Genomic DNA, 24,296 nt, shown 5'->3' with positions numbered 1-24,296 from the left:
CCGTTACTTCTGCAATGGAAGTTAAATGAAGCCGTCCGGCCGCTCCAAGCGGTCAGACGGCTTTTTTATTTTCTGCGGAGATTATTGAATAACAAAAAAAGCTCTGAATTACTCCAGAGCCTTTGTCCCGGGTACTTTGTATCCAATACTCTGTACTATTTAGCCTTTAACCACTCATCTCTTCTTTTTTGAGCAGCGGCATCGGCATTATTATCCCATCGGGTGCGCAAGTTTTTATCTGCGGCAAGTGTCACTTTTTTTGTCATTCGCTTACCCCATCGGTCTATTTCTACCTCTACCACATCTCCCGGCTTTCTGTCTCCAATTAGTTCGTCAATATTTCGTCCTTTAAAATCGGCCAGAGGCTTGCCATCAATACTAATTATCTCATCCTCGCTCTCAATACCGGCCTCGTACATTGGGCTACCTACTATGGCATTTTGTACCATACGACCAACACCATTGTTCACTCGTACGAAGGCACCAAGCGTTGGGCTGTTCGGGTTGGGGTCTTCGAAAATAACTCCCATTCTATGGAAGAGACCAGCGTAGTCCGGCATTTCGCTTTTAAAGATGTATTGGGCAAAAAAGCTTTTAGCAAATGCCTCTCCAGCATATTCCTCCAGGCGTGCTTCCAGGTCTCGCACGCTATAACCTATCTCTGTTTTACCATGAGTTTGCCACACATGCCTCATGTAGCCATCGAGCGATTTGCCATTGTCTTGGGTTCTTAGCATCATGTCTAAGGCCAAGCCAAGTACAGAACCATAGGTGTAATATGAAATAAAAATATTGGCATTATTGTCTGGGTCTATAGAAGAAGCGGCATCCACAAAAGGAGCTCTATAACTCATTTCAATAGGGTTAAAATACTTTCTACCCGGAGCATTCATCACATAGTTGACCGCGCCTCCCAGTCCGTTTACATAGTCTTCGGCACTCATGTTGCCCGACCGGGCTCGGAAAAGGTTGGTGTAATAGCTGGTGAAACCCTCAGCAAACCAAAGTTCGCCACTCATGTTGGCATCTTCAAAATCAAAGGGCTCTAGCGAGGCAGGGCGAATGCGCTCCACATTCCAGGCATGAAAAAACTCGTGAGACATAGTTCCCATAGAGGTGTTGCCCAATGGGCGATCGTGGGGTTTGCTACTCACTACAAAGGTGGAGTTTCGGTGTTCCATGCCATCGCCACTGGCATTGGGAACATAGCAAGAAAGGAAAGTATATTCACCGTAATCGAACCGCGGAAGCTCACCGAATACAGCTTTTTGTTGCTCCACTATCTTCATTACTTCTTCAAAATAAGCATCTACTTCTTGAGCAGTAGCAGTAGTGTGCAAAGCTAACCTGATGTTTTGACCATCTATTTTGCGCTCACGCATATGAAGATCTGCAGCTTCTACAGGGCTGTCCATAAAGTAATATGTATCCTTTGCTTCAAAGGTATTATTGCCCAGATCCTTCATTTGGGTCGCTACCTTCCAGTTAGAACCTTCGGGCAGATTGAATTTTACCCGGACCGGACGATGGCGAATATTTCTTGCCCAAACAAACGTAGCCGGAATGTTTAGATGAGCATGAGTTTCATCAATGCCTGAGTAGGTACCACCTGCCCGGTTGGCATAAAGGGTGTATTCAAAAACTACTGTACCATCATGACCCGATACATTCCATTGGTGCGGATTGGGTCTTGTTACCGGTAGTTCATTGCCTTTACTGTCTGTGGCCCTTACGGAATAGACGTTCTTGGCAAACTCATGCACCGCATAACGCCCGGGAGAGCTGCGGCTCATACGTACTTCCAGAACCTTATTCTCCAGCTTTAAAAATTTGGCCTTTATTCTGGCTTCATGATGAACCCGGTTGTCAAAAGAAATTTCGTACAAGTTGTAGGTCTGAGACAACAGGAAGTTGGTGAAGCAGGAAATTAGAAAAGTGGTAAGCAGTAGTTTTTTCATATTGAGTTATTTATTTCTTTTTGAAGGTAAGCAACATTGGAATATGCTTAATGTTATCCTTTACTTGAATTCCCAATTCGGTATAAATTTGTAGTTCTTCTTGGCTTGAGTGCTTAATGTTTATGAATCGACAATATTGAATGCCTCCAACTTGAGAGTCATTTCTGGATATAATTTGAATCAAGTTGGAGTTTCCGGGAACAGTCAGCCAGTCCCCATAATCGAGTAACTCCTGTTGTCGAGTTACTGAGTATTTGCCATTCCTTTTAAACTCTAGCTGAATTTTTGCCCCTATAAGGTCAGAATGAGATATGGGAATAGGAGAGTTAGGGTCTTGAAAAGAATAGGAAATTGTGTGAAATTCTTTTTTATATTCTTCGAAAGATGAAATGACCCATTCAGAATCTAATATTTTGTTTAAATCAATATTAGGAGAATTAGCAGTTTTGCTGAAATTGATTTCCGTTGAATCTTTGGATTTCAAAAGGCTCATTCCATTCGAGTTTATTGTCTTTAGTATGTACCAGTCTACTGGAAACATCATTCCTTGAAGGACTAGTATTTTAATTCCAGATCTTTCATGTATAGCCCAAATGCCGTCATCATAAAAGGTAAGTCCATGACCATTCTTGGTAAAAAGTACGTAGCTTTTTACATAATTCCGGTATTCAGCTCCTACTATACCTTGGTCGAATAGAGAGTCCATAAAGACAATTTGTAATCTTTCTGTACCATAAGTGAATGATTGATTAATCAGATTATCCATTGTTATGCTTGGCTCACTAACAACCTGTTTTTTGATGGTTTCTAAGGGTTTGAACTTGTAATTAAGAGCTTTCGATTGGATGAAAAGCTCTTCCTTGGTATTGGTGATTTGAAGAGAGTCTGTTTCAACTACACACTGAGTAAAATGGCTTTGGCAACCTATGCTGAATACTCTATCTGAACCGAAATTGTAGAGATGGAGACTATCATTTTTGAACTTCAGAGTAACTGGAAAGGATATGTCATCGGTGGGTTCAGGGAGATATATCCAATCTATTTTTGTGAAATCTTGAGACATTAAGGAATGTCCAGAATAGCTTATTATGAGTAGAATATAAAGAAGAGTCCTTTTCAACATATATTTCAAATTGCTTAATGATAAACCGCCCTCACCTCAATTTCAATCAACATATCCGGGTTCACCAAAGTATATACCCCAATGGTCGACCGAGCCACTTTGTTGGGGTTGGTCTCATTGTTGAAGAATTCGGCATAAGCCTTAAACCAACCGTCAAAGTCTGGTTTATGGTCATTCTGCGGATCGGGTGCTACATAAACTTTCATAGCAACCACGTCTTTCAGACTTAGGCCCTCTTCGCCTAAATATGCTTCAATTCGCTTTAAAGCACTCACACTTTGCTCGTAGGTGTCGCCAAACCTGTTGGGATCGCCATTGGGTAGGCTGGCATCTTTTGGGTTGGCCACAATACCGCTGGCAAAATACATATCGGCTCCTGCCGGTACTTTCACACCTTTTAAGATAGAAGATCCTTCGCGCTCAAAACGTTCGACCGAAGTAGATAACGTTTGCTGTTGTGGAGAAGAGCAGCCTGGTAGAACAAAGCTGAGAATGAGTGGAAATAGGATTTTAAGCCTCATGAGTTTTTTTACCAATATACAAAGACAAGCCAGCAATTTCTGCTTGGTAAATGTGAAGCGCTATCCTTAACTTAAACGCTCAACCTTAAACAAACTCATCATGAAAACCTTACGCCCTCTCTTGTGGCTAATTGCTTGCCTCTTGTGTTTATCTACTAATGGACAGGCTCAGAAAAGAAAAAAGAACAAAACGGAACCCGATGGTCCAATGTATGCATCTGAGCTCTACAACGCTATGGAGTTTCGCTTGGTTGGTCCCTTTAGAGGTGGGCGAGCAACTGCCGTAGCAGGAGTTGTTCAAGACCCCATGACCTACTTTATGGGTGCTACGGGTGGCGTTTGGAAAACTGAAAATGCTGGTGAAAGCTGGTTCAATGTATCTGATGGATTTTTCAATACTGCCTCGGTTGGCGCTATTACGGTGGCAGAATCAGACCCTAATGTGGTTTATGTGGGAATGGGTGAGGCTCCCGTAAGAGGTGTTATGACCTCCCATGGAGATGGGGTGTATAAATCTACCGATGGTGGAAAGACCTGGACACACATGGGGCTGGAGAAGACCCTGCATATTTCAAAAATTGTAGTAGACCCGAGAAATCCTGATTTAGTAATTGTTGGAGCGCAGGGCAGCCCATATGGGGCAACAGAAGACAGAGGTATTTATCGTTCGGCAGATGGTGGTAAAACCTGGACTAAAGTACATTATGTAGATGCCAATTCGGGTGTTAGCGACCTGAGTATGGACATGACCAACCCAAGAATTATTTATGCAGCTTATTGGGATCATAGAAGATTTCCCTGGAAAGTGCAAAGCGGAGGGCCGGGCAGCGGTATTTATAAGTCTACCGATGGGGGGCTTACTTGGAGTAAACTTACCGAAGGTCTTCCCAAAGGCGTTATGGGCAAAATTGGAGTTTCTGTTTCACGAGCCAACCCCAATAAAGTGTGGGCTATTATTGAAGCAGATAATGGTGGCTTGTACCGATCGGACAACGGAGGTAAAAACTGGCGACTGATTAATCCCGACCGATTGTTAAGAGCCCGATCGTGGTACTATATGCACATTTTGGCGCACCCTACCGATGAAGAAAGTGTGTATATAATGAATGCACCACTAGTACAGTCTACTGACAACGGTAGAACTTTTGTGAATCTCAATACTCCCCATGGAGACAACCATCAATTATGGGTTAACCCCATACACCCTCAATACATGGTCAACGCCAACGATGGTGGTGCTAATGTTTCCATTGATGGAGGAAAAAATTGGTCTACTCAAAGCAATCAGCCCACTGCTCAGTTTTATAGAGTAAATGTAGATAACCAGTTTCCATATAGAATCTATGGTGGGCAGCAAGACAATAGCTCCGTATCCATTGCCTCTCGTGTAGATGGCGGAGGTATTACTAATAATGATTTCTTTGCAGTTGGTGGATGCGAGAGCGCATATTCAGCTTTCGATCCGGACGACCCTAAGTATGTTTATTCAGGTTGTTACCAGGGCATTATCGATGAGTGGAATGCCAAAACCAGGCAAACCAAAGATGTTATGGCCTACCCTTTTCAGGGCTTAGGTACCAATCCGGCCGATATTAAGTACAGATTCAATTGGAATGCGCCCATCATTGCCTCCAGGCACAACCCGGGTGTTATTTATCATGCCGGAAATAAACTACTAAAAACCAGTAACCGAGGAATTACCTGGGAGGAGATAAGCCCAGATCTTACCAAAAATGATTCTACCCACATAAGCTGGGGAGGTGGGCCAATTACCAATGAGGGTGCCGGTGGAGAAATTTACCACACCATATATTATGTGGCGGAGTCTCCTCATACACCAGATGTAATCTACACAGGGGCAGATGATGGCCTTTTACATGTGACCACAGACGGAGGTAAGAACTGGAAGAACATTAGCATACCGAATGTAGAAGAAGGTATGGTCAACCAGATTGAAGTATCGCCTCACGAACCGGGAACAGTATATGTTGCCTATAACCGATACAAGTTCAATGACTTCACCCCACACATATTCAAGTCTACCGATTATGGAGTCTCCTGGACCCGGCTTGTGAAAGGTATTGAACCAGATGCTCACGTGCGTGTTGTTCGTGAAGATCCTAACAAAAAGGACTTACTATATGCAGGAACAGAAACAGGCCTTTATGTCTCTTTCGATGGAGGACTGAGTTGGAGCAAGTTTCAATTAAACTTGCCGGTTGTTCCAATTACAGATTTGATGATTAGGGAAAATGACATGATTGTGGCTACCCAAGGCAGGGCTTTTTGGGTGCTTGACGATCTCAATCCTTTGTATGAGTTAGATAAGGCAAAAAGTGCAGACTTCTACGTTTATCAGCCGGAAAATGCCATTCGAGACAATGCCTTCAGAACAGGAAATGCCAGCATAGGCCAAAATCCTTATCCGGGCTTCTCTATTATGTACTATATCAGAGACAATAAGGATACTGTCGATTTGCAGGTTGAGTTTAGCGATGCAGAAGGCAATGTGGTAAGAACTTTCGCCAGCAATGCCGATAAAAATCAGGAGAAGCTCCGTAAGAAATCGGGCATGAATCGGCTTAACTGGAATCTTTCAGTGTTGAATCCGGAAGGAGTAGAAGGGGTGTTTATGGGGCTTGGAGCAGGAGGTCATCGGGTGGCACCGGGTAAGTATACCATGGTGATGACCTACGGAAATAAGGTGGTGAAAAAAGAGCTGGTGGTTGAGCCTGATCCAAGATGGGAAGCAACCCCCGCCCAGTATGGCGAGCAACAACGCCTTTTGAATAGTTTGAGGGAAAAAATTGACAAACTGCAAGAGGTGGCTACTAACATTAGGTCGGTGAGAGCTCAGGTAAACGATCTCAAAGAGCGTATCGATAGTGAAGAGTTTGCCGATGTTCATGAGTTGGCGAACGCACTTATTGAAGACATTGATGCTATGGAAGAAAAGCTCATTCAGCCCAACCAAAAGACTTTTCAGGATGTAATTAATTTTCCAAATAAAGTAGAAGCTCAACTTTTGCATATCTATGGTACTATCGATGGCATTGAACCCCCGGTGACGGATGGCCAGAAAAAGCGAGCCATAGATGTAATGAAGGAGGCCGATGTGGCTATGTCTGAAGGTGCCGGTATAAATGAGAAGCTCAACGAGTTGATGCAATTGATAAGGGATAGAAGAGTGCCGTTTATTGCCCCCAAAAAGAAAAAGTAATTGGAAAGAAATATAATCAACGAACTGGGTAGTCTGGCCCTGGCTACCCGCCTTAAGAACCTGAGTGAGCGACTTGCTCGCGATGTAGCACAGATATATAAAGAGTCTGCCTTTGATTTTGAACCCAGGTGGTTTGCCGTTTTTTATGCGCTTAAAGATGGCCAGGAGCTGGCTGTAACAGAATTGTCTACCATGCTGCAGCAAACCCATCCGGCCATAAACCAAGTGGCAAATATACTGGTTAAGAAAGGCTTGGTAAATGAGCGGAAAGACCCACAGGATCAACGGAAGCGGTTGTTGAAGCTCTCTGCAAAAGGCAGGAAGCTGGCTCAAGATATGGATCCACTTTGGGAGAAGATTAAGCGCGCGAATGATGAACTACTCCGAGAATCGAAAGATATACTCGCAAGTCTCGAAGCTGTTGAGCAGGCCTTGGATAAGAAGTCAATTAACGAGCGGCTACGACCAATGAAGTAGTGATTTTATAGGTGTACTTATCTGCCGGGTTTCATTGAGCCTTCTGTACTCGCAAAAGTGGTGTAGATGTTTCGGATTCGCTCAACATGGAAAGTGTTTGGTGTCCTTTTTTCATCCTGAGCTTGCCGAAGGATCAGCTGGTTTCGTTAAGTTTCCGTGCTCAAAAAAGTAGTGTAGATGTTTTGGCTTCGCTCAACATAGAAAAGTGTTTGGTACTCCTTTCCCATCCTGAGCTTGCCGAAGGATCTGTCGGTTTGGTTAAGCTTCCGTGCTCAAAAAGTGATATAGATGTTTCGGCTTCGCTCAACATAGAAAAGTGTTTGGTGCCCCTTTTCCATCCTGAGCTTGTCGAAGGATCTGTCGGTTTCATTGAGTTTTCCGTGCTCAAAAAGTGATATAGATGTTTCGGCTTCGCTCAACATAGAAAAGTGTTTGGTGCCCCTTTCCCATCCTGAGCTTGCCGAAGGATCTGTCGGTTTCGTAAAGTTTTTCGTACTCGCAAAAGTGGTGTAAATGTTTCGGATTCGCTCAACAGGGAAAGTGTTTGGTGCCCCTTTCCCATCCTGAGCTTGCCGAAGGATCTGTCGGTTTCATTGAGTTTTCCGTGCTCACAAAAAAGGTGTAGATGTTTCGGCTTCGCTCAACATGGAAAGTGTTCGGTGCCCTTTTTTCATCCTGAGCTTGCCGAAGGATCTGTTGGTTTGGTTAAGTTTCCCTGCTCAAAAAAGTAGTGTAGATGTTTCGGCTTCGCTCAACACGGAAAGTGTTCGATGCCCTTTTTTCATCCTGAGCTTGCCGAAGGATCTGTTGGTTTGGTTAAGTTTCCCTGCTCAAAAAAGTAGTGTAGATGTTTCGGCTTCACTCAACAGGGAAAGTGTTTGGTGTTCCCACACTCCGTTGTGTTAATGTTTGTTACCAAAACCAACCTGTTGCTCGAAAATACGTAAGCACTTACTTAATTGTGTCAATATGAAAACTCAACTAACAACCATTTTTATGTGCTTTGCTTTGTCAGTCTATGGTCAAGATTTTGACAAGCACAGCGTAGTGGAGCGCCTCGCAGATATTATGTACAACAATTATGTCTACCCTGAAAAGGGGGCGGCCATGAAAGACTTGCTCATGAGTAACCTTAACAAAGGAATCTACAGTGAGCTAACAGACCCTAAGGCTCTTTGCCGGGCGCTTGAGGCAGATTTGCGTTCGGTAATGAACGACAAGCACCTACGAGTGGCATATGATCCGACACGGGTAGAAGCCATTCGCAATAGAGACCCTTATGGAGGAAGAAAGCCTTTGGCAAATCATGGTTTTGAAGAGGTAAAGGTGCTTGAAGGAAATATTGGCTACCTGGATCTTCGTGGTTTTACTGATATTCGGTTTGCCGAAGAAGTGGCTCTGCCGGCCATGGCAAAACTCATTGAAGCCGATGCCATCATTTTTGATCTACGTAAGAATGGAGGCGGATCGCCATCTATGATTCGTTTCATTTGCAGCTACCTTTTCAGCGAGGCTACTCATCTCAATACGTTTTATTGGAGGCCTTCCAATACCTTTACCGAAACCTGGTCAGACCCGGGAATGGTTAGCAAAACACGGCCTAATGTTCCTATCTATATACTCACTAGTAGTTATACATTTTCAGCTGCGGAAGAGTTTGCTTATGACCTGAAGCATTTAAAAAGAGCCACTGTTATTGGAGAAGTGACAGGAGGCGGTGCCCATCCGGGAGGTCCAATGGTAATAACGGGTGGGTTTTATGTGAACGTGCCTCAGGGCAGAGCCATAAACCCCGTGACAAAAACAAACTGGGAGGGAACAGGTGTAAAGCCACACATTGAAGTGCCAGCCGATGAAGCCTTGCAAAGAGCTATTGATTTAGCAAGAAAAGCCATTTCTTTGGAAGTTAATAAGTAACCGCTTACATAAATATAGTATATTACTACAAGCGTAATTTTCAAGTTGTTTTCTTAAATAAAAGGTCATGTTAAAAAACTATCTCAAAATAGCCCTAAGAAGTCTCCTCAAGAGCAAGGGCACATCGGTCATCAACATAGTGGGGCTATCGGTTGGTATGGCATGTTGCATTATCATTTTTTTGTTTGTGCAGCATGAGCTTAGCTATGATAAGTTCCACTCCAAAGGAGAAAATATTTTTCGTGTACTCACTATAGATGAGGCTCTGGGAGTGAGTAGCAATCTGGTGGGAATTACCCTACCTGCCCTGGGTGAGGCCATGGACGAAAACTTCCCTGAAGTAGTACAACGAGTTCGGATGATTCCTCAGGGAAGGCAGCTAATTACCTACGAACAGCAAGGGTACTATACTCAAAACTTTGCCTTTGCAGAGCCTTCGCTTTTCACAATGTTCGATTTTAAGCTACTGGATGGTGATGCCGAGAAAGTGCTCACTGAGCCCAACACAGTGGTTTTTTCTGAGTCTATGGCTAGGAAAACCTTTGGTTCCGAACCGGCCATTGGCAAACGTATAGATGTGGGCAATCAGACCGGGTTGGAGATTGTGGGCATAATGCAAGACGTGCCCAATAACTCTCACCTCGACTTCGATGTAGTGGTTTCCATGCAACAGGCCGATACGACTTCTGGTTTTGCTCAGTTTCTGAGGTCCTGGCAAAGCATTAGTATGGTTACCTATGTAGAGCTGGCCAGTCCGGATTCTGAGAAGACCGTAGAGGCGAAAATGGAGGAACTTATTCGGGCTAACGATGTTGGTGAAAACTTTAAGGTTACCCTCCAGCCTTTAGCCGATGTTCATCTCAAGTCTAGCGGAATTCTCTTCGAAAACTATAACCTCAATAAAACTGACATTAGCTATGTCTATACTTTAGGCGCAGTGGGCCTCTTTGTTATGCTCATAGCCTCCTTTAATTTTATGAATCTTTCTACGGCACGTAGTGCCAATAGGGCACAAGAAGTTGGGGTTCGCAAGGTTTTTGGAGCAATTAGAGGCCAGCTTATAGGTCAGTTTATGATTGAATCCGTTGTGCTTTGTGTACTTTCTTTTCTCATTGCACTGGTGTTGGTTGGTCTGGTAGGAGGGTTTGTCAACCTGCCCATAGAAAGCAATTTAGCCATTCACTTTATAACCACCCCCCAGTGGATACTAGGAGCCCTGTTGTTTGTGTTCGTATTAGGGATTTTTTCCGGGAGCTACCCGGCCTTGCTTCTTTCCGGCTTTCACCCAATAGCTATTTTAAGAGGCTCATTTAAGACAAGTGCCAAAGGAGTAGTGCTACGCAAGTCGCTGGTTATTTTTCAGTTTGCCATTTCCATAGCCATGATTATTGGTACCACCATTGTATATGATCAGTTGCAGCATCAAAGAAATATAGATAAGGGCTTCGACACCGAACAAATTATTACGCTAAATGTGGGTCACCCCAGCCTGCAGCAGTCGTTGCCGGTACTCATGAATTCGCTCGAACAGAGGCCTGAGATTTTGGGGACAGCCCGAACAGGGAATATGCCCGGTAGAACCTTTGGCAGAAATAGTGTAAGACCCGAAGGAGTGCCTCAGGAAGATACCTGGATTATTTCGGTCGTTGGTTTTGATGATAAGTATATGGAGTTAATGGGCATGGAAATAGTAAGCGGCAGAGGATATAACCGAGAGATGCCATCAGACCAACAACAATCCATTCTTATTAATGAAGCCATGGCCAAAGAATTGGCCTGGGACAACCCGGTCGGTAAGAAAATAACGTTTGGCCAAACGGAGAGAACCGTAATCGGAGTCGTCAAAGATTTTCACTTTGCCGGTATGCGGCATAAGATTGAGCCCCTGGCCATGTTCTATAATCCTAACAGTGGAGGCAATCTGGCCATAAAATTCAATGCCAGCCAAACCAGCGATGCTGTAGGGGCCATTCGTTCGGCTTGGGAAGAGGTATTTCCCAACAGCCCTCTCGAATATCAGTTTTTCGATGAAGAATTCGGGCAGCAGTTTGCCTCCGATGAAAAGTTTGGTCGCCTGGTGTTTAGCTTCACCTGGTTGGCCATATTTATTGCCTGTCTTGGCCTTTTTGGTCTTTCGGCCTTTACTGCCGAGCAAAAAACCAAGGAGATTGGAGTTAGAAAAGTACTGGGAGCCAGTGTTGGTGGTATTGTTCTGCTGCTATCCAGACAGTTTTCTCAACTTATTTTAGTAGCCATAGTTCTGGCCATTCCAGTCGCCTATTATTTGATGAACGAGTGGCTCAAAGACTTTGAGTATAGAGTAGACATTCATTGGATGTGGTTTGTGCTCTCGGCAGTAACCGCCCTGCTCATTGCTCTGCTCACAGTTACCTTCCAGTCGGTAAGGGCTGCGACAGTTAACCCCTCTAAATCGCTTCGTTGCCAGTAAGTTTAGAAATTTTAACATCTTAGGAGTTCTCCACTGAAACTCCTAAGATGTTCAATGGTATTATAATTGTACTACTCCATAAAAATGAATCCTAGTTTTCGGTTGAAATTCATACATTGTACGGAAGCCTTTGGAAACGTTTGAAACCTAACTGCGTTGATATGAAGATGATGAGAAAGATGATGATGTCCGGCCTAATGCTTTTACTGCTCCAGGTGTCATGGGCAAAAATAGATTCCACCAAGTATTTACAACCTACTCAGTCGCACATGAAAGAAGCGAGAATCATAATACAGATTCTCGATTACCTTCACTACCGCGATGTAGACCTTAACGATTCCCTTTCGTCAGTCATTTTTGATAACTATTTGGAGGCTCTCGATGGCAATAAAAATTACTTTCTGGCCAGCGATATTAAATCGTTTGAAAAATACCGGTTTAGCTTGGATGACGACCTGAAAAGAGGAAATCTCGTTCCTGCCTTTTACATATTCAATATATATAAGAATAGGGTTGAGTCAAGACTTAAATATGCCTTGGCCAATACCGGTTATGAGTTCGACTTCTCGAAGAATGAAATTTTTCACTTCGACAGAAGCGATATGCCTTATGCCAAAACGGAGGCCGAGTTAGACGAGCTTTGGAGAAAAACACTTAAAAATCAGGCCCTAAACCTTAAACTTTCGGGTTCTGACAATGCCAAAATTGCCGAAGTACTTAAAACACGCTACGAACGCTTTAAAAGCAATGTAGAAAAGTATAACAGTAATGATGTGTTTGAAATATTCATGAACTCGGTGACCGAGTCGTTCGATCCGCACACCAACTACTATACACCCCTTAATGCCGAAGATTTTGAGATGCAGAGCAAAAAGTCGTTGGAGGGTATTGGAGCCACATTGCAGCAAGATAATGATTACACCAAGATTGTAGAGCTGAGACCAGGAGGCCCTGCGTTTCTAAGTGGCCAGGTCAACAAAGACGATCGTGTGGTTGGCGTGGCCCAGGGTGCCGATGGCGAAATGATTGATGTAATTGGCTGGAGGTCTGATGAAGTGGCCGGTCAGATAAGAGGACCAAAAGGAACCTTGGTTAGACTTGAACTACTTCCGGCCGGAGCCAGCCCCGGAGCCGAAACCAAAGTGGTGAGCCTGGTGAGGGACAAGATAAATCTAGACGATGCCAGGGCCAAAAGCCAGGTAGTTCAACTCACAGAAAACGGAGAAAAATTTACGCTGGGAATTATTACTGTACCAGATTTCTACCTGAATGCCGATGAAATGGCGGATAATCCTGATAACTACACTAGTACCACCAACGATGTAAAGCGCCTCATTAAAGAACTACAAGCGGAGGGAGTAGATGGTGTAATGCTCGATTTGAGAAACAACGGAGGAGGAGCCCTGTTCGAAGCCATAAACCTTTCCGGTCTTTTCATTCCGGAAGGCCCCGTAGTACAGGTTAAATACCCTCAAAACCGTAAAGAGGTAATGGACGATGAAAATCCGGAATTGTTCTATGATGGCCCTCTTAATGTGATGATCAACCGCTTTTCAGCTTCAGCTTCTGAGATTTTTGCAGGAGCCATTCAAGACTATAAGCGAGGTATAATAGTAGGTGAGCAGAGCTATGGAAAAGGAACCGTGCAAAACGTACGCGGTCTCAACGATTTTATTCGTGGAGCTGAAGACGAGGAGCTGGGCCTTATAAAATTCACGATTGCCAAGTTTTATAGGGTTACAGGTAGCAGTACACAGCACAGAGGTGTTACTCCTGATATTGAGTTTCCATCGCTCTACAGTGCTGAAGACTTTGGAGAAAGCTCTCAACCCAGTGCCTTGCCGTGGGATAAAATAGAAGCGGCCAATTACAAGCCCATGAATTATGTAAATGATGCCATGATAGCCGCTCTGAAAAGACAACATCAAAAGAGACTCAAAGAAGAGCAAACCCTGGTCGATCTTCAGTTCGACATTCAGGAGCTTCAAAAGAATAGAAAACGCACTGAAGTATCATTGAATTATGAGGTGCGAAAGAAGGAACAGGAAGATCTGGATAAACGCAGAGCTTCCCAGGTAAAGATTGGTGCTTCTCTTACCGAGCTGGAGGCCAACAAGGTAAAAGATCGTTCGTTGGACGATATCAAAGACCCCTATCTGAAAGAGAGCATAAGACTTTTAGCCGACCAAATTCAGGCGGCCAAACGCAAAGGATAAACAATTTCCAACCACTTAAATAAAGCGCCTGAAGGGCGCTTTTTTTGTTTATAGCAAGAAGGAACCGTTTGCATTAATTTTTTTTATAAAATTTTATTTTACATTCCAGTCGGGGGACATTGGAAATTAATTGTTATTTCAATGTCTAATTATTTAAAATTCTGTAATCTTGTAGGTTATGGAACAACGCCTCAGGGCATTTTTTTCTAGAGTGTTCTGATGCCTTTACCATTTATGTAAACTAACCACTGAATTATGAAGAGAAAACTACTGATGTTTTTTGCTCTCGTGTTTATAGCCTCCGGGCTTTGGGCACAGAGTAGGGCGATCACCGGAAAGGTGACCGATGAAACGGGGGAAGGGTTACCTGGCGTAACCATTCAAATCAAGGGAACGTCCCAAGGGGTATTTACTGATGCCGATGGGCAATACCGTATAACAGTTCCAAGTGCAGAGTCAATTCTTGTCTACAGCTTTGTGGGCTTTGTTACTCAAGAAAGCCAAGTGGGAAACAGAACCAACATTAACATACAGCTAATGCCAAGTGTAACATCTGCCGGTGAGCTGGTTGTAGTGGGTTATGGTTCGCAAATTAAGCAAGACCTTACGGGTAACATTGTATCTCTAAAGGCCGAGCAAATTGAAAACACACCAGTACCCAACTTTCAACAGGCCATTCAGGGCCGTACCGCAGGCGTTTTTATTGAAAGCGAAAACGGTAAAGTAGGCCAGGGCATTAAGATGAGAATTCGTGGGGCTACCTCCATTACAGGTTCGAACGAGCCGCTATATGTAATTGACGGTGTGCCAGTAACTACCCAGAGCCAATCCTCATCTTCTTCTCAAACCAGCCCGCTGGCCGATATCAACTTCAATGATATCGAGTCTCTTGAAATCCTGAAAGATGCTTCTGCAGCAGCAATTTATGGTTCCAGAGGTGCCAATGGAGTAGTAATTATTACAACCAAAAAAGGTAAGGCCGGAAATACAAGAGTGAACCTCAATATTCAACAAGGGTTTAGCCGCCCCACCGGTAAAAAGGACTGGCTCAATGCTGAAGAGTATATTGAGCTATTCACCGAGGCAGCATATAATTCTGATTTGTTGGAAGGCTTCGACCCGATTAATAATCCGGCTGATTATCCCGGATCATGGTTGCAATTTGCGGAAGGTAGATTTGACCGCTATTCCGGTTGGTCTGACTGGAGAAACAATGAAACCGATACAGATTGGCAAGACCTTGCCTTCCAGGATGCTACTAGCACGCTCATCGATGTGTCGGCTAGTGGAGGATCAGACAAAACCTCATTCTATATTAGCGGAAGCTACTCAGATCAGGATGGTATTCTTATAGGAAACAACTTCCAGAGAACCTCTGGCCGAATTAACCTGGACCATCAGGCTACCGATAAGCTTAAGTTTGGTATGAACTTGTCTTTGGCCAGAACCATTAACGACAGGGTTGCCGATGACAACGCTTTTGCCACTCCGCTTCAGTTGGTTGCTTTGGCACCAATTACTCCTGTAAGAGACCTCAATGGTCAATTATACGACAGGCCAACCACAACCTATTACAATGGGTTAATTGAGAACGAAGACGCTGAGTTTATTACCACTGTTTTCAGAAACATCGGTGCCGTGTATGCCACATACAATGTAATGCCGGGTCTTAAGGTGACTGCCGAATATGGCATTGACCTCCTGGATCAAAACGAAGATAGATTCTGGGGAAAAAGAACATTTACCGGCCAATCGGTAGATGGTCAAGGCTTCTCTCGTTGGGTGCGAGTGCTCAACAATACCTCTAAGGTTTATGCCAATTTTGATAAATCTTTGAGCAATGGCCACGACCTAAGTGTAACAGCAGGTTCGGAGTATCAGTATTCAAGTACCGATGTGACCAGCGTAACCGGAACAGGTTTTGCCGTAGACGATCTGAAAAAAGTGGCTAGTGCGGCCGAAATTACAGGCGGTACTTCAACACTAACTCAGTTCTCATTCCTCTCTTATTTTGCCAGAGTAAACTATAAAATCAACAATAAATACCTCTTCTCAGTAAGTGGTCGTGTTGATGGTTCTTCGCGATTTGGTGAGAACGAGAGATACGGTTTCTTCCCTGCAGCCTCGGCCGGATGGATACTCTCTGAAGAGTCTTTCTTAAGTGATGTTTCAGCCGTTAGTTTCATGAAATTGAGAGCCAGTTATGGGGCTACAGGTAATGCCGGTATCGGTAACTTTGGTCACTTGGGTCTTTATGGAGGATCGGCCTATGCAGGCGATTCAGGCTTGCAGCCTACCCAAATTCCTAACCCTGACCTTACCTGGGAAACTACCAAACAATTCAACGTAGGTATCGACTTCGGTTTGTTCGAAGATAGAATCTCGGGAGAGATTGATTACTACGTGAAGAACACAGAAGACCTTCTGTTGAACGTACCGGTTCCTGGTACTTCAGGTTTCAATAGCCAGTTGCAGAACATTGGTGAAATGGAAAATAAAGGATTCGAGTTTGTATTGAACACCTCCAATGTGAGAACAACTGACTTTGAGTGGAATACCAGCTTCAACATTGCCCGAAACAGAAACAGAGTAAAAGCACTCGATGGAGATCAGGAACTGATTGACTCAGGTAGCTCAAGATGGTTGAACGTTGTAAAGGTTGGTGAGTCAATTGGTGTGTTCTATGGAAGAGAGTTTGCCGGTGCTGACCCAGACAATGGGGATGCCCTTTGGTATCTCAATACCCCGGGTTCTGAAAGAGAAACAACCAACGACTTCAACGCTGCAGCACGTGTTGTTTTGGGAGATCCTAACCCAGACTGGATTGGTGGTTTAACCAACAACTTCCGCTTCAAAGACTTCGATCTGAGCATTCTGCTTCAGTTTGTAACCGGAAACCAGATATATAATGGTGGTGGAGGGTTCCAGTCTGCTAATGGAGACTGGTTCGATAACCAAACCAGAGATCAGCTGAACAGATGGCAACAGCCGGGAGACATCACCATGGTACCACAAGCCAGATTGGCGTATGGTAATGGTGTACAGGCCTCAAGCCGTTATTTGGAAGACGGTGATTATCTCCGCCTGAAAAACGTGACACTTGGTTACAATGTGCCTTCAAGCGTGTTGGAGAAAGCTAACCTCAGAAGCTTGAGAATTTACATGACAGGAATCAACCTGGCTACATTTACCAACTATTCCGGTTGGGATCCAGAGGTAAACACAGATTACAGATCTAGTAACATCAACCAGGGTAACGATTTCTACTCTGCGCCTCAGGCTAAGACACTTACTTTCGGTCTTAATGTTGGATTCTAAGATGATGGACGTAAAGAGAAACAAAATGAAAAAGACAGTTATACATAAATTTTTAGCACTGGTAATTGCTATTGGCCTGGCCTCGTGCGATGACAAACTTGATTTGTCTCCTGCACAGAGTATAGATGAAGGACAGGCACTTACCACTGATAGCAACGTGAAATCCGTGCTCGTGGGTGCATACAACGACCTGGGTAACGGAAGTTTGTTTGGTGGCAATATTCTGAGAGATTCAGAATTGCTAGCGGCCAATGGAGAGATTAGATGGGCCGGTACTTTTAACGGACCAAGAGAAATCTTTAACAAGTCTATGACCGTGAATAATGCCGATGTTACAGGTGAGTGGCTTCAGGCTTACAGCGCCATTAACATCGCCAACAACGTGTTATCGGCTATTGATGTGGTAAATGCTGCCGATAGAGACAGAGTTCGGGGAGAGGCTCTCTTTATCAGAGGAGTGCTATACTTTGAACTAGTGAAGTTTTATGCACAGCCTTACTCGGCCGGTAATGTGAACAGCAACCTTGGTGTTCCGCTGGTTTTAGAGCCAACAAGGGCCATCAGTGAAGATAGCCAGGTACCTAGAAACACGGTTCAGGAGGTGTACAATCAGGTAATAAGTGACCTTACAACGGCCGAAAGCCTGTTGCCTTCTTCTAATGGCATTTACGCTACCGATGCTGCGGCTGCAGCCATACTTTCGAGAGTATATCTTCAAATGGGAGATTATGCGAATGCAAGAGATGCTGCGCATAGAGTAATAACCAGCGGTAACTACTCGCTCACCAACACCTATGCGGGTGCATTTAACAATGACAATAACTCCAGCGAAGATATTTTTGCTATTCAAGTGAATAATCAGGATGGGGTGAACAGTATGAATACATTCTTCTCTATTCCTTCTTTTGGTGGTAGAGATGGTGATGTAGATATACTACAGGCCCACTTAGACTTGTACGATCCGCTAGATGATCGCCTTGACTTATTCTATATGGGTAACGGAGCCATGCGAAGTGGTAAGTGGAACAACCAGTTTGGTAATGTAACCATGGTAAGATTGGCAGAAATGTACCTAACCCGTGCAGAAGCGAACTTCAGAGAAGGTACCAATGTAGGTGCAACTCCATTGGCTGATATTAACAGAATCAGAAACAGAGTAAACCTGCCTAGTTTGTTGGTAGTTACTTTGCCAGATATTCTGTTGGAAAGAAAGCTGGAATTGGCTCATGAAGGACAGGCTATTCACGACTTGAAAAGACTACAAGGAACAGCCGATGGCTTTGCCTATAACGCTCCTGAAATGGTATACCCGATACCACAGCGAGAGATGGATGCAAACCCTAGTCTTGTGCAGAACACCGGTTATGGCAACTAGAATTGAGTCTTAAAACTTTAGATATAAAAAAAGGAGGGTGTTAATACACCCTCCTTTTTTATCACTTCTTTACAATAATAACTATTGCAACCGGCTCAAATCGGCCTCTGCTGCTATATAGCCAAACGCAGCCCAGCTTGTACCATTAACAACGTCTTTAAAAATGCGCTTAGCAGTAGCAGTATCACCTTCATAAAGATACCAATTGGCAACACCGTACCCTTGAGTAGCCAGACTCAAAGCCACATCGGCATTGTCTGTTTTAAATAGTTCTTCTGTCTTTAGCTCTCCTTTGTACATGAGCAGCCTTTTCATATAGCTGTCATTTTCGATAATCTCCCAATCGCTGTTCAGCGAATTCAAAAGGGTATTGGCTTCTTCTGTTTTACCCTGTCTTCTCAAGGTCATGTAAAGCCAATCCATAGTAGCCACTTTCAGGTCAGGATTATCGGAGTATTCCATACACTCTTTATAAATAGGCTCTGCTTTATCGAACTCACCTTTTAAATAGTGGGCCAGGCCATAGTGATATAAAATATTGAACTGTGTATTAGAAAGCGGGATATTGAGCGCATTAGGTGCCCCATCGGGTTCCGTTTCCATGGTGTCTTTGGGCATAAGTTCATAAGCTTTGGCAAAATCACTAATGGCTTTGTCGAACTCACGAAGACTCACATACCGGTGGCCACGATGACGATACATTTTATAAGAGGAAGGAAAAGCTTCGATACCCTCACTAAACACTTCTATGGCTTTTCTATAGTCCGACAGGTAGGCATATCTTCGGCCAAGCCAAATGGTATTCATTTCCGTTGGATTTGCAAGGTAATTGGCCTTGGCTTCATCTAAATTGGCCATGAGCCGGGCTTCTGCTTCTACAGACCTTTCAGGAATTTTGAGAGAGTCTCCCAATAATGATAGAGCCTGAAAGTGTTCGGGAGTGTAAACCTCCGGCTTGGATTGTTTACAGGATGCCAGACAAAAAAAGGCTGATACAATCAGCCCTGTAGAAATATATTTTTTCATCTATTTGTGAGTAAGTTTAAAGGTCATTCCATTCTTTTTTTCATCTACCATGCGTTTTACATCTTCCAGAAGTTGCTTGGCATCGTATATAATTCCGTCTTTAATGGTGTATTTAACTCCACCGGCTCTTTCAACCTCATTGTTATCATTTAACCTAATAAAGCCTGTTCCATAGAGCATCTTCAGGTTTTCGAGTGGGTTTTCTTCCAGAATCACAAAGTCGGCATACTTTCCAATTTCTACTGAACCCAGCATATCGTCTGCGCCTAAGGCTTCGGCTCCATTAAGTGTGGCCGACATGATTACTTCGAGAGGATGAAAACCTGCTTCTCTCAGGAGCTCTAATTCGCGAATGAAGCCAAAGCCATAGAGTTGGTAAATGAACCCTGAGTCTGATCCGGCTGTAACCCTTCCACCTCGATTTTTATATTCGTTCACAAAGGTCATCCAAAGCCTGTAATTTTCTTTCCAGGCCACTTCCTGTTCCGTACCCCATGAGAACCAGTAAGAACCATGCGACCTGCGGCTGGGGCGGTAGAAATCCCACAACGAAGGTAAAGTGTAGGTCTGGTGCCACTCGGCCGTATATGCTCTCATGAGATCACGGCTGGCTTCATATATGTTGAATGTAGGATCCAGGGTAAAGTCCAAAGCAATAAGTTCATTCATTACCTCATTCCATTTTTCAGAATACGGGGGAGCGGCTTGTTTCCATAGCCTGCCCGCTTCTCCAAAACGATCTTGCTCGTTTCGGTAGTTATAATCCAGGCTGTAATTCTGAATTTTCCTATCCGTAAACATCGCTTCGGGCAGTCCATACCAATGTTCCATAGAGGTAAGTCCGGCCCTGGCAGAATTAAGGACATTCCAACGCACTACATCCATTTGTGCATGATGCATGGCCGACCGAAGCCCAAGTTTTTTATTTTCTTCCAATGCAGCTTGCATAATGTCTGGAGCAGCACCAAAGAATTTAATGCCATCAGCTCCGTTGGCAGCGTTTTGCCGCACCCACTCTCTGGCTTGCTGGGGGGTCGATATGGGTTCTTTTGCTCCCTGGCCAAAGCCCGTATAGGCAAAAATGCGAGGAGCGGTTATTTCATTGTTGGCGCTTTTCTTTTTGTGCTCCAGCACCCAATCTAATCCGTTTCCTGCAGAAGGGTCTCGAATGGTTGTAATGCCATGAGCGAGCCATAGCTTAAATACATATTCGGCTGGTGTTCCCTGTCCGGTGCCACCAATATGTCCGTGCATATCAATAAGCCCTGGAAGAAGGTACATGCCTTCGGCATCCAGTTCTTTATCGCCCGGAGCTGCTTTAGGACGACCACGCTCATTGATGGGCAGACCAGGGTAACCTACATTGTAAATACCCTTGATTATGTTCTTCTCCACTACTATATCTACCGGTCCCGTGGGAGGAGCTCCGTTGCCATTGATGAGCGTTACACCCCTAATGATAAGTTTGTTGAATGGGCCTTCTCCTTCCGCTCTGGGAGGAGCTTTCTCAATCTGGGAGAAAAGTGGTTGCGCAATAAAGAGGGCAAAAACCAGAAAGGTGAGCCCATAGGTAAGTTTCTTCATAAAATAAAAGGTTGACGATTTCAATTTATTGATTTCGCCAACCTTTAACAATACTGTTTATTTAAGCTGAGTATCAGCTCGATCCCTTCTTTTTAATTCGGGTTAAGTTTAGGTCTATGGATTGACCTCCCTGAGACCATTTTCCAACAAACTTGTCGTCCTTCAACTCGCCTTCATACTGGCCTCCATACTGTTGAATCGTCATTTTAATTTTATTATTGGCAAAGACTACCTCATCCATTTTAAGTCCGTAGGTATCCTGATCGGGGCTATCCATAGTAGCACTAAGCTTTCCTTCGCTATTGACAATATGGAAGACTATCTTGAGGCTTACACCAGGTGCTGTGATAGTTCCTTCCCAATTTCCGGCTGCTTTGTTCAATTCGTTGCTCTGCGGCAAAACCATCAGAAATCCGAAAAGCATAGACATTAAAACTTTCATAAGCTCTTTCTTTAATGTTCGATATTACGAAAATTGTACCAAAGCCAAGGGGTAAATAAGGCTAGAGGAATCTGAGTGACCTGAACGCAACTTAAAGCTGACTATAGTGCAATGCCTTTTGTTTTAATTACCTTCTTAAAAAAGCCTTGTACCTTTCTAATATAAGAAGTGTAATTTCATATTCGGTTTTACCAATGATTTGCCCATCCAGAAAATTGCAAAACTCCATAAACTCGTCAATTACACGGTCGTCTATGCGTGTTACTCGTTTTACAAGTTCTTTATTGAAGTATTTTTCTCTTTCGGCTGCTCTTTGTTTCCTAAAGGCATCGGCCTTGCTAAACTCGTTGAGAATCTGTTTTTGTTTAAGTGTTTTGTCAAAACTGTTGAGAAAACCGGTAATAATAACTCCTGCTTCACCAGTGGTGAGAGGTAGTGTTTGAGGGCGGCTCCAGTCTCTTGGTACAGCGGGTAGACTCACTCCAATGTCTAAAGTGTCGCGTTTTGGACGCTTTAGGTAGAAATGATCGCTTAGCTCAAAAATTTCTAAAGAGTCAAGATCATACACTGCCGGGTTGAGTTTGAATATACTTACCTCCGAAAAATTGGTGTTTGAAGAGTCGAGGCCAATAGTGAGAGTTTCATAGCCTATTGAAGATATTTGAAGGGTATCTCCCAGCGAGAGATGTAGTCTAAAAGTACCCTTGCCTGTGGCTCCCATTCCCTGCTGCTTATTCTTGATGAGAATACTGGCGTATGGCACAGGGAAACCAGTTTTAGAATCTAATACTACACCGCTCAAGGGTTGGCTCTCCTGTGCTTGTAATAACAGGGTTGTGGCCAACATGACAATTAGGGAGTAGCAGGTTCTCATGGCATGAACAATACCACAAGTTGTATAATTGACCTGTTCCTGAAAAACTATTAACCGTTTTTAACCCTGTGATTCGACTTGTCCAGAATTTTGTAGAAGACCACCGATAACCACAAGGCAGCCACAAGAAGTGCAAAATAGTAGAGATAATTTAGGTCTATGTTTATTCTGGGTAGTTGAATTGTATTGAACGAAAAGCTACCTTCTCCTAGCTGGTAATTAACACCGCCAACTGTAATGATGAGTACAACTGGCACAACAATAAATAGGGCAAAGAGAACCTTAACCCACATAGGCGTACGAATGGATCGGGCGCGCTCATAGACCTGCACTTGCTCCAATACTTTACGGTTAAAGCTCAGTGAAGGCTCTTCTAACCCTTCGCTTCTAAGAAGTTGCTTTAGCTGCTCATCTGAAAGTTCGAACTTACTCATAATAATGACCTAACCTCTGTATCTAATAGCTTTTCGAGTTGAGCAAGTAGCCTTTTTCTTGCTCTGTGCAATCTAACTTTAACGTTGGATAATTCCCAACCTGTGATTTCGCAAATCTCTACCAGTGAATTTTCATTAAGGTAAAACAAGGTGATCACCACCTGATCCTCTTCAACCAGTCGGTGTAGCGCTTGCTGAATGTAGCTGCTTCTTTCATCTTTTCGTAAGGTATTCCAGGAAGCAGATGATTCACTGGCTTCAGCCGAATTTTCTACGGTATGCGAGTCTAATTCTTGTATGCTGATCTGTTTTTTACGCAGCCTTGTAAGAGCAGTGTTGTATACTATGGTATATAACCAGGTAGAAAACTTAGATTTTCCTTCGAACTGGGATATGTTCTTATATGCTTTGACAAATGCGTCTTGAGTTACTTCCTCAGCATCTTCCCGGTTTTTCAAAAGCTTTATAGCTAAAGTAAAAGCCATTGCCTTGTGCTCATCAATGAGTGCATTGAATGCAACCATATCGCCCTGTTTTACCCTAGCGATGATTAGTTCCATTGCGTATAATTCATTGTGGCTTTTCACTTTACTGCGTTTGACTACATTTGAAAGAATAAGGTTACAGGCCTAGTAGATTTTTAGGGTTTCTTTAAAAAGTTTGCCTGACACAGTTGGGTAAATAAGCCCTGGGATAGCAGGGGGTGCATTACGATTTAAAAAGAAATCACCATAAGGTTTGCAGGCAGAACAAGTGGAAGTTACGAATTATTTCATGAGCAGAAATACCGGCCCAAACTGTAACCTACTCAGCGGAAGCGGCATCAAAGCTGGCAGAACGAAAAATAACAATTATGGAAGCAAGTACAGTGTTTGCGGTATTTCTGATATTAACCATCGGTGGGGCAGTGGCTCTAATCTATTACTACTATCACACCCGGCATAAGGAGAGAGTACTACTTATAGAAAAGGGGGCAGATGCCAAGCTGTTTAACATTGAACCCAGAAAGAAAAACTACTTCTTTATAGTAGTGTTGGGTATTGTGTGTATATGTATAGCCTTGGGTATTATGTTAGGTTTTGGCCTCGAAGCCCTGATGAACGATTTAGGATGGATGGATAAAAGGGGAGATAATCCCGGACCATACTTTGTAAGTTTGTTTTTAATGCTTGGGTCAGGATTTCTATTTTCTTATTTTCTCAATAAGAAAATAAATCAAGGTTAGTTGGGGCCGATTTGGATAACAGTCTTCTTAACTTAGGTCTTGCCTGGTTTAAGAAGACTGTTTGCTTTCTAATTGCTTATTTCCAAATAAGGCCGTACAAAGAAACCTGAAATACGTTGTAGCAGTATCTTCCCTGG

18 protein-coding genes are annotated in these 24,296 nt (G+C 43.6%); 8 read left to right on the top strand and 10 right to left on the bottom strand.

Annotated elements, in window-relative coordinates:
• Positions 1-155 precede the first annotated feature (155 nt).
• From IE164_RS02020 to IE164_RS02010, 3 genes are all read right to left on the bottom strand, one after another.
• The gene (locus IE164_RS02020) at positions 156-1,958 is read right to left on the bottom strand and encodes a M61 family metallopeptidase (protein ID WP_189628513.1); all 1,803 of its coding nucleotides are present in this window, start codon (positions 1,956-1,958) and stop codon (positions 156-158) included.
• Positions 1,959-1,968: 10 nt separating this feature from the next.
• The gene (locus IE164_RS02015) at positions 1,969-3,021 is read right to left on the bottom strand and encodes a hypothetical protein (RefSeq protein ID WP_189628512.1); all 1,053 of its coding nucleotides are present in this window, start codon (positions 3,019-3,021) and stop codon (positions 1,969-1,971) included.
• A 74-nt stretch (positions 3,022-3,095) separates the two neighbouring features.
• Positions 3,096-3,602 carry a RidA family protein gene (locus IE164_RS02010; protein WP_189628511.1) on the bottom strand — a complete coding sequence of 169 codons (507 nt, stop codon included), beginning with the start codon at positions 3,600-3,602 and terminating at the stop codon, positions 3,096-3,098.
• Positions 3,603-3,702: 100 nt separating this feature from the next.
• Here IE164_RS02010 and IE164_RS02005 point away from each other — a divergent pair, with 100 nt between their 5' ends.
• Both IE164_RS02005 and IE164_RS02000 read left to right on the top strand, forming a co-directional pair.
• Positions 3,703-6,822, top strand: coding sequence for a VPS10 domain-containing protein (locus IE164_RS02005; RefSeq protein WP_189628510.1), 3,120 nt, complete (start codon positions 3,703-3,705; stop codon positions 6,820-6,822).
• Complete coding sequence (locus tag IE164_RS02000; protein ID WP_189628509.1) at positions 6,823-7,299, top strand: MarR family winged helix-turn-helix transcriptional regulator; 477 nt, start codon at positions 6,823-6,825, stop codon at positions 7,297-7,299.
• Between the two features lie 272 nt (positions 7,300-7,571).
• Here the strand turns inward: IE164_RS02000 and IE164_RS01995 are convergent, their stop codons facing one another.
• Entirely contained in the window at positions 7,572-7,721 is a 150-nt protein-coding gene (locus tag IE164_RS01995) for a hypothetical protein (RefSeq protein ID WP_189628508.1), read from the bottom strand.
• Between the two features lie 547 nt (positions 7,722-8,268).
• Between IE164_RS01995 and IE164_RS01990 the strand changes: the two genes are divergently transcribed.
• From IE164_RS01990 to IE164_RS01970, 5 genes are all read left to right on the top strand, one after another.
• Positions 8,269-9,216: a S41 family peptidase gene (locus tag IE164_RS01990; protein ID WP_189628507.1), complete on the top strand. Its 948-nt coding sequence runs from the start codon at positions 8,269-8,271 to the stop codon at positions 9,214-9,216.
• A 67-nt stretch (positions 9,217-9,283) separates the two neighbouring features.
• Positions 9,284-11,665 carry an ABC transporter permease gene (locus tag IE164_RS01985; protein ID WP_189628506.1) on the top strand — a complete coding sequence of 794 codons (2,382 nt, stop codon included), beginning with the start codon at positions 9,284-9,286 and terminating at the stop codon, positions 11,663-11,665.
• A 161-nt stretch (positions 11,666-11,826) separates the two neighbouring features.
• Positions 11,827-13,881: a carboxy terminal-processing peptidase gene (locus IE164_RS01980; RefSeq protein WP_229838484.1), complete on the top strand. Its 2,055-nt coding sequence runs from the start codon at positions 11,827-11,829 to the stop codon at positions 13,879-13,881.
• A gap of 255 nt (positions 13,882-14,136) precedes the next feature.
• On the top strand, positions 14,137-17,199 hold the full coding sequence (locus tag IE164_RS01975; protein ID WP_189628505.1) for a SusC/RagA family TonB-linked outer membrane protein: 3,063 nt from the start codon (positions 14,137-14,139) through the stop codon (positions 17,197-17,199).
• Positions 17,200-17,224: 25 nt separating this feature from the next.
• Positions 17,225-18,574 carry a RagB/SusD family nutrient uptake outer membrane protein gene (locus IE164_RS01970; protein WP_189628504.1) on the top strand — a complete coding sequence of 450 codons (1,350 nt, stop codon included), beginning with the start codon at positions 17,225-17,227 and terminating at the stop codon, positions 18,572-18,574.
• A gap of 81 nt (positions 18,575-18,655) precedes the next feature.
• On the opposite strand, the gene IE164_RS01965 is transcribed toward IE164_RS01970, so the two are convergent.
• From IE164_RS01965 to IE164_RS01940, 6 genes are all read right to left on the bottom strand, one after another.
• Entirely contained in the window at positions 18,656-19,600 is a 945-nt protein-coding gene (locus tag IE164_RS01965) for a tetratricopeptide repeat protein (protein WP_189628503.1), read from the bottom strand.
• Positions 19,601-21,184, bottom strand: a complete 1,584-nt coding sequence (locus tag IE164_RS01960; RefSeq protein WP_189628502.1) for an amidohydrolase family protein — start codon at positions 21,182-21,184, stop codon at positions 19,601-19,603.
• 73 nt (positions 21,185-21,257) lie between these two features.
• Positions 21,258-21,626, bottom strand: coding sequence for a hypothetical protein (locus tag IE164_RS01955; RefSeq protein WP_189628501.1), 369 nt, complete (start codon positions 21,624-21,626; stop codon positions 21,258-21,260).
• Between the two features lie 127 nt (positions 21,627-21,753).
• On the bottom strand, positions 21,754-22,500 hold the full coding sequence (locus IE164_RS01950; RefSeq protein WP_189628500.1) for a carboxypeptidase-like regulatory domain-containing protein: 747 nt from the start codon (positions 22,498-22,500) through the stop codon (positions 21,754-21,756).
• Positions 22,501-22,550: 50 nt separating this feature from the next.
• Positions 22,551-22,934: a hypothetical protein gene (locus IE164_RS01945; protein ID WP_189628499.1), complete on the bottom strand. Its 384-nt coding sequence runs from the start codon at positions 22,932-22,934 to the stop codon at positions 22,551-22,553.
• A complete protein-coding gene (locus tag IE164_RS01940) occupies positions 22,931-23,494 on the bottom strand; it encodes an RNA polymerase sigma factor (RefSeq protein WP_189628498.1) in 564 nt (187 codons plus the stop codon). Before IE164_RS01940 ends, IE164_RS01945 begins: the two co-directional genes overlap by 4 nt.
• 293 nt (positions 23,495-23,787) lie before the next feature.
• Here IE164_RS01940 and IE164_RS01935 point away from each other — a divergent pair, with 293 nt between their 5' ends.
• Positions 23,788-24,159, top strand: coding sequence for a DUF6249 domain-containing protein (locus IE164_RS01935; protein WP_189628497.1), 372 nt, complete (start codon positions 23,788-23,790; stop codon positions 24,157-24,159).
• Positions 24,160-24,296 lie beyond the last annotated feature (137 nt).

The organism is Roseivirga thermotolerans (assembly GCF_014653175.1).
Lineage (GTDB): Bacteria > Bacteroidota > Bacteroidia > Cytophagales > Cyclobacteriaceae > Roseivirga > Roseivirga thermotolerans.
The sequence above is the reverse complement of the archived record's forward strand: the minus strand, read 5'-3'. Positions and strand labels throughout refer to the sequence as shown.